Source organism: Pseudomonas sp. SDO5215_S409 (assembly GCF_054071325.1).
Window position 1 is genome coordinate 35,955 of sequence record NZ_JBSVWN010000057.1, and the last position, 6,432, is coordinate 42,386.

The 6,432-nt window shown below is 62.1% G+C and carries 5 protein-coding genes; 2 read left to right on the forward strand and 3 right to left on the reverse strand.

The window, feature by feature from the left end; genetic code table 11:
- Nucleotides 1-44: 44 nt before the first annotated feature.
- Nucleotides 45-1,199 (reverse strand): PQQ-dependent sugar dehydrogenase, encoded by a 1,155-nt coding sequence (locus ACW9H9_RS23590; protein WP_457345592.1) that lies wholly within the window; start codon nt 1,197-1,199, stop codon nt 45-47.
- 44 nt (nt 1,200-1,243) lie between these two features.
- The gene (locus ACW9H9_RS23595; RefSeq protein ID WP_457345593.1) at nt 1,244-1,564 is read right to left on the reverse strand and encodes a hypothetical protein; all 321 of its coding nucleotides are present in this window, start codon (nt 1,562-1,564) and stop codon (nt 1,244-1,246) included.
- A gap of 196 nt (nt 1,565-1,760) precedes the next feature.
- Here ACW9H9_RS23595 and ku point away from each other — a divergent pair, with 196 nt between their 5' ends.
- Complete coding sequence (ku, locus tag ACW9H9_RS23600; RefSeq protein WP_457345594.1) at nt 1,761-2,594, forward strand: non-homologous end joining protein Ku; 834 nt, start codon at nt 1,761-1,763, stop codon at nt 2,592-2,594.
- A gap of 13 nt (nt 2,595-2,607) precedes the next feature.
- Complete coding sequence (ligD, locus tag ACW9H9_RS23605; protein ID WP_457345595.1) at nt 2,608-5,052, forward strand: DNA ligase D; 2,445 nt, start codon at nt 2,608-2,610, stop codon at nt 5,050-5,052.
- Nucleotides 5,053-5,070: 18 nt separating this feature from the next.
- Here the strand turns inward: ligD and lpxO are convergent, their stop codons facing one another.
- Entirely contained in the window at nt 5,071-5,970 is a 900-nt protein-coding gene (lpxO, locus tag ACW9H9_RS23610; protein ID WP_457345596.1) for a lipid A hydroxylase LpxO, read from the reverse strand.
- Nucleotides 5,971-6,432 lie beyond the last annotated feature (462 nt).

The following is a 6,432-nucleotide window of genomic DNA, read 5'->3' on the forward strand; positions in this document are numbered from 1 at the left end:
GGTGGCGGCAAGTGTGCGGCTTGCCGCTGGCAGCACCCGCTGCCTCAATCCAACCCCACCCGGTATAACGCGCCGTTGTCTTCGTCTGTCAGCACGTAGAGGTAGCCGTCCGGGGATTGCCGGACGTCGCGGATGCGTGCGTTCAAGCCACCCAGCAGGCGTTCTTCGTGGGTGACTTTGTCACCGTCGAATTGCAGGCGGATCAGCTCTTTGCTGGCCAGTGCGCCGATGAACAGGTTGTGTTGCCAGGCTTTGAAGCGGTCGGCGTCGTAGAACGCCATGCCGCTGATGGCGGGTGACTTTTCCCACACATGGTGCGGCGGCACGGTGCCGTCGACGGTCTTGCCTTTGGCTTCGGGAATGGGGGTCAACGAATAGTTGATGCCGTGGGTCGCCAGGGGCCAGCCGTAATTCTTGCCGCGCTCGATGATGTTGATTTCATCGCCGCCCCGTGGCCCGTGTTCGTTTTCCCACAGGGTGCCGGTCCAGGGGTTGAGCGCGGCGCCCTGCGGGTTGCGCTGGCCGTAAGACCAGATCTCGGGCCTTACGCCCTCCTGGCCGACGAACGGGTTATCTTCGGGCACACGGCCGTCCGGGAAGATACGTACGATCTTGCCTTGCAGCTTGTCCAGGTCCTGGGCGGTGGGCCGGTCGTTGTTTTCCCCCAGGGTCACGAACAGGTAACCCTCGCGGTCAAACACCAGCCGCGAACCGAAGTGGTTGCCCGTGGAGAGCTTGGGCTCCTGGCGCAGGATGACGGTGAAGTCCTCAAGCCCCTTGAGGTCGGCGCTCAAGCGCCCGCGCCCGACCGCGGTGCCTGCCGTGTCGCCCTTGCCACCGCCTTCGGCGTAAGAAAGGTAGACCAGACGGTCTTGCTTGAAGTCCGGCGACAGCACCACGTCCAGCAAGCCCCCCTGCCCTTTGGCCCAGACCTTGGGCACGCCGCTCAACGGCGCCGACAACTGGCCGTCCGGCCGGATAAACCGCAGGTTGCCGGGACGTTCGGTCACCAGGAACCCTTGCTTGTCCGGCAAAAAGGCCACCGCCCAGGGGTGGTTAAGGCCTTTGGCGACGACGGTGGCGGTGACACTGCCCTGCTCGCTGGGAAACGGCGGGGTGTCGGCGGCGAAAACCGACTGCGCCAGGGGCATGAGTGCACTGGCGCAGAGGACGGCTAGAAGGGTTTTGCGTAGTGGCATGAGGGGGATGTCCTTATTGAGTTACACGCTCGATCGCCCGCCTCTCAGGGCTGGCGATTTCCATTGGCGTCACGGGTCGGGGTTTTGGGCTGGAACGTAGGCTGCGCTGGCGCAGTGTCGCGTTGCGGGTAGCGGTTGCCGATGCCGCCGTTTTCCAGGGTGGGCTGGCGCTGCGTCGGGCCGATCTGCGGGGCACGCGGGGCGGAGCCACTGGGTTGGGTGCCCTGCATGCTGTTGGGGTTGGCCCGGTGGATGGGGCTGTTATAGGGGTTATTGTTGTTGCCCGGCAGGTTTTGCGCCTGAGCCACGGCGCCAAACGCCAGGCCCATCAGGAGCACTGCAAGGTTGCGAAGACCGGTATTCATGACAAAACCTCTTTTGGGCGGTGATAGCTGATTCGATTCCACGCTACGCGTTGGGTTCGCCTTTGGTAACTAAATAGTTTCTCATCAGGTGTAACACGATCTGTCTAAAGCGCCGTTACCAGCCAGCCGACCGGAGAAACTTTTGCCGCAGCAGCCGTGTCACCTGAAGACACTCAGCGGTCTCAGGACACCTCTCATGGCACGGGCACTCTGGAAAGGCGCAATCAGCTTCGGTTTGGTCCACATCCCGGTTTCACTGGTGTCGGCGACCGCCAGCAGCGGCGTCGACTTCGACTGGCTGGACAAGCGCAGCATGGACCCGGTGGGTTACAAGCGCGTCAACAAGACCACCGGCAAGGAGGTCACCAAAGAGAACATCGTCAAAGGCGTGGCCCATGAAAAAGGCCGCTACGTGATATTGAGCGAAGACGAGATTCGCGCGGCGCACCCCAAGTCCACCCAGACCATCGAGATCATTGCCTTCGTGGCCAGTGACCAGATTCCCTTGCAGAACATCGACACGCCCTACTTCCTGGCGCCCGACAAACGCGGCGGCAAAGTGTACGCACTGCTACGGGAAACCCTGAAAAAGACCCAGAAAGTGGCCCTGGCCAATGTGGTGCTGCACACCAGGCAACACCTGGCGGCGCTGATGCCGCTGGAATCTGCGCTGGTGCTGGTGATGCTGCGCTGGCCCGCCGAAGTGCGCAACCTGGACGAACTGGAACTGGGCACTGACGTGACCCGCCCGACCCTGGCCAAGGGCGAACTCGACATGGCCAGGCGCCTGGTGGACGACATGAGTGCCGACTGGCAACCGGAGGCCTACCGCGACAGCTTCCAGGAAAAAATCCTCGCGTTGGGGGACAAAAAAGCCAAGGCCGGCAAGATCGAGAACGTTGAATCGGATGAGGGCCGCGAGGAGCGCAAATCGGCGGATGTCATCGACCTGACCGACCTGCTCAAACGCAGCCTGGCGGGCAAGCCTGCGAAGAAACCCGCCGCGCGCAAACCCAAGAAGGCTTCATGAGAGGTAGCGTCAAATGGCCAAGCCCCTGAGTGAGTACAACCGCAAGCGCGACTTCAAGATCACCGCTGAACCGGCAGGCGCCGCTCCGCCAGGCAAACGTGCGCGCCAGGCCTTGACGTTTGTGATCCAAAAACACGACGCGCGCAACCTGCATTATGACTTTCGCCTGGAGCTGGACGGCGTGCTCAAAAGCTGGGCCGTGCCCAAGGGCCCCAGCCTCGACCCCAGCCAGAAGCGCTTGGCGGTGCACGTCGAGGACCACCCGCTCAGCTATGGCGATTTCGAGGGCAGCATTCCCGCCGGGCAATACGGCGCAGGCGATGTGATTGTGTGGGACCGGGGCATCTGGCAACCCCATGACGACCCCCATAAGGCGTACGCAGCCGGCAAGCTTAAATTCACCCTGGTCGGCGAAAAACTCGCAGGCGACTGGGCGCTGGTGCGTACCCGGCTCAGGGGCAGCGGCGACAAGCAGCAATGGCTGCTGATCAAGGAACACGACACCCAGGCCCGCGCCGTAGCCGACTACGACGTGGTGCACGCCCTGCCCACCAGCGTGATCAGCGGCGGCTTGGTAGGCGCTGTGAAAAAAACCGCTGCCACCCTGCCCGATCACCTGTCCCCGCAGTTGGCCACCTTGGTTGACCAGGCCCCCGCGGGCCAGTGGTTATATGAAATCAAGTTCGACGGCTACCGCATTCTGGCGCGCATCCGTAACGGCGAAGTTCGCCTGTTCACCCGTAACGGCAACGACTGGACTGACCGCCTGCCGCACCAGGCCAAGGCCTTGCAGGCCCTGAAACTCAAGGACAGCTGGCTGGATGGCGAAGTGGTCAGCCTGAATGCGGACGGGTTGCCCGACTTTCAGGCGTTGCAGAATGCGTTCGAGATCGGGCGCAGCCTGGAGATCGTCTACTACCTGTTCGACGCGCCGTGGCTCGGCGGTATCGACCAGCGCGAAGCCCCGGTGGAAGCGCGCCGCGCGGCCCTCAAAAAGGCGCTGGCGGGTAACCGCAGTAAACGGCTGCGCTTCTCCGAGGCGTTCGCCGCCCACCACCAGGACATCATTGAAAGTGCCTGCGCCCTGTCCCTTGAAGGCGTCATCGGCAAACGGGCGGGCAGCCCTTATGTGTCACGGCGCAGCGACGACTGGATCAAACTCAAATGTCGCAAGCGCCAGGAATTCGTGGTGGTCGGCTACACCCGGCCCCAAGGCTCGCGCACCGGCTTTGGCGCGCTGTTGCTGGCCGTCAATGACGACGAGGGCCTGGTGTATGCCGGACGCGTGGGCACAGGTTTTAACCAGGCCACCTTGAAAAGCCTCAGCGCCCAATTGAAAACACTGGAACGCCAGGCCTCACCCCTGCACCGCCCGCTCACCCGCGCCCAGGCCCGTGGCGTGCACTGGGTGGAGCCGACACTGGTCGGCGAGGTGCAATTTGCCGAATGGACCCGCGAAGGCGTGGTACGCCAGGCCGCGTTCGTGGGGCTGCGCACCGACAAACCTGTAAAGCAGATCGTGCATGAGCAACCTCGCGCAGTGGACGCCGTGAAACGCACCACCGGCCAAGCCGGTGAAGTGGCCGGGGTAAACATCACTCACCCCGAGCGCGTGATCGACCCCCAGAGCGGCACGCAAAAGCTGCAACTGGCGCGTTTCTACGCCGACATCCAGGAATGGATCCTGCCGCACCTGCGCAAGCGTCCCGTGTCCTTGCTGCGGGCCCCGGACGGTATTGCGGGCGAACAATTCTTCCAGAAACATTCCGAGCGCCTGGCCATCCCCCATATCCAACAACTGGCCCCCGCCCTGGACCCGGGCCATGCCCGCCTGATGGCCATCGACCGCGCGGCCGCGCTGATCGGCGCGGTGCAAATGGGCACGGTGGAGCTGCACACCTGGGGCGCTACGGTGGACAAAATCGAAACGCCGGACCTGTTCGTGCTCGACCTGGACCCGGACCCCGCCTTGCCCTGGAAAAGCATGATCGAGGCCGCGCAGTTGACGCTGTCGGTACTGGACGAGCTGGGCCTGCAGGCTTTTGTCAAAACCAGTGGCGGCAAAGGCCTGCACCTGGTGGTGCCATTGGCGCGCAAGGACGGCTGGGACACGGTGAAAGCCTTCGCCAAGGCGATTGCCCAGTTCATGACGCATCAGTTGCCCGAGCGCTTCACCGCCACCTCCGGGCCGAAAAACCGGGTGGGCAAGATCTTTATCGATTACCTGCGCAACGCTCGCGGCGCGAGCACCGTGGCGGCGTATTCGGTGCGTGCACGACCGGGGCTGCCGGTGTCGGTGCCTATCAGCCGGGACGAGTTGGAGACAGTGCGAGGGGCGCAGCAATGGACGGTGGCCAACCTGCACGAACGGCTTGCGGGGCTAAAGGAGGACCCGTGGGCCGGTTATGCCCACCGCCAATCCATCAGCAAAGTGATGTGGAACAAATTGGGGGCCTGAGGCCCCCGTGGTGTACCCCTAGATCACCAGGAAAATGGCTGCCAGTGCGGCGAAGATCGCCCATTTTTCCAGGTAGTAGCGCGTGCGGTTGCGTTTCTTCAGCTCCTTGCCGCGCAGACGAATCTTGTACAGGCGGGTAAACGCACGGTTCAAGCCGCCGGTCTTGTCGCCGTCGTCGTTCGGCGAACCCGCCGCGGCCATGACGTTGCGGCTGAACCAACGGTTGAACGCTGCGGCCCAGCGGTACTTCATCGGCCGCTCGATGTCGCAGAACAAGATGATGCGGTTCTGGTCGGTGGCGTTTTCGGCGTAGTGGATATACGTCTCGTCAAACATCACCGGCTCGCCGTCCCGCCAGAAGTAACTTTCGCCGTCCACATTGATGTAGCAACCCGGATCGTTTGGCGTGTCCAGGCCCAGGTGATAGCGGTAAGAACCGGCATACGGGTCACGATGGCGCACCAGTTTGGAACCCGGTGGCAGCTCGGCAAACATGGCCGCCTTGATCGAACCGATGCTTTGCACCAACTCGGTGGTGCGTGGGCACAGCTTCATGGCCGACGGGTGGCTGTCGCCGTACCACTTCAGGTAAAAGCGTTTCCAGCCAGACTTGAAGAACGAGTTGAAACCCACGTCGTTGTATTGGTCCGAGCGCTTGATCTCGCCGGCACGCATCAGGTTCTGGCCTTCCTGGCGGATCTCCTCCCAGTGCTCCTGCAACGGGCTCAGGTCCGGGAAATCACTGGTGCTCAGGTACGGTCGGCCGGGAAACTTGGAAAACAGGTAAAGAAAGCAGTTCACCGGCGCCAGAAACGTGGAATGGTCACTGAGTTGACGCGTGAGTTTGTGCCGAACCCGGCCACGCAGGTGTACATACGCGATGGAGATGACGTAGAGCGCAACAATGATGAGTTTCAAGGGTATTCGTCACAAGTCAGAGGAGAACAGGCTGCTCCTGCGGGCCACAAGTGGACGGGCAATGGGTGGGCAGCACCTGAAATCACAATTTACAAACAGGCGAGATGACCCGGCAGGTGAGGCGCCGGATCATGGCCGTAGGCAGTTATTTAGCCACAACTTGTAACCAAAGGTTAACTAAGAATTGTGAAAAGCTGTCTTTGGGCTCAGTAGTTAGATGCCCTATCGTGCCACCTTGAGTTGCCCCACCCGGTTCAATCCAGGCCCCGGGCAAACCACGCGCACCTTCAAGCGCAAAGCCTGACCCCCGGCCTGCGATCTTGCGACACCGTTTTCACGGGCCTTTCACTTTCCGGGCTATAAGCTGCAGGCTACCTACTCCAGTGATCCTTGGCCCGCCCTCCTCGCGGGCTTTTTTTTGGTTCTTCACGGATTACCGGGAAAGTCATTCTTGATCTTCAT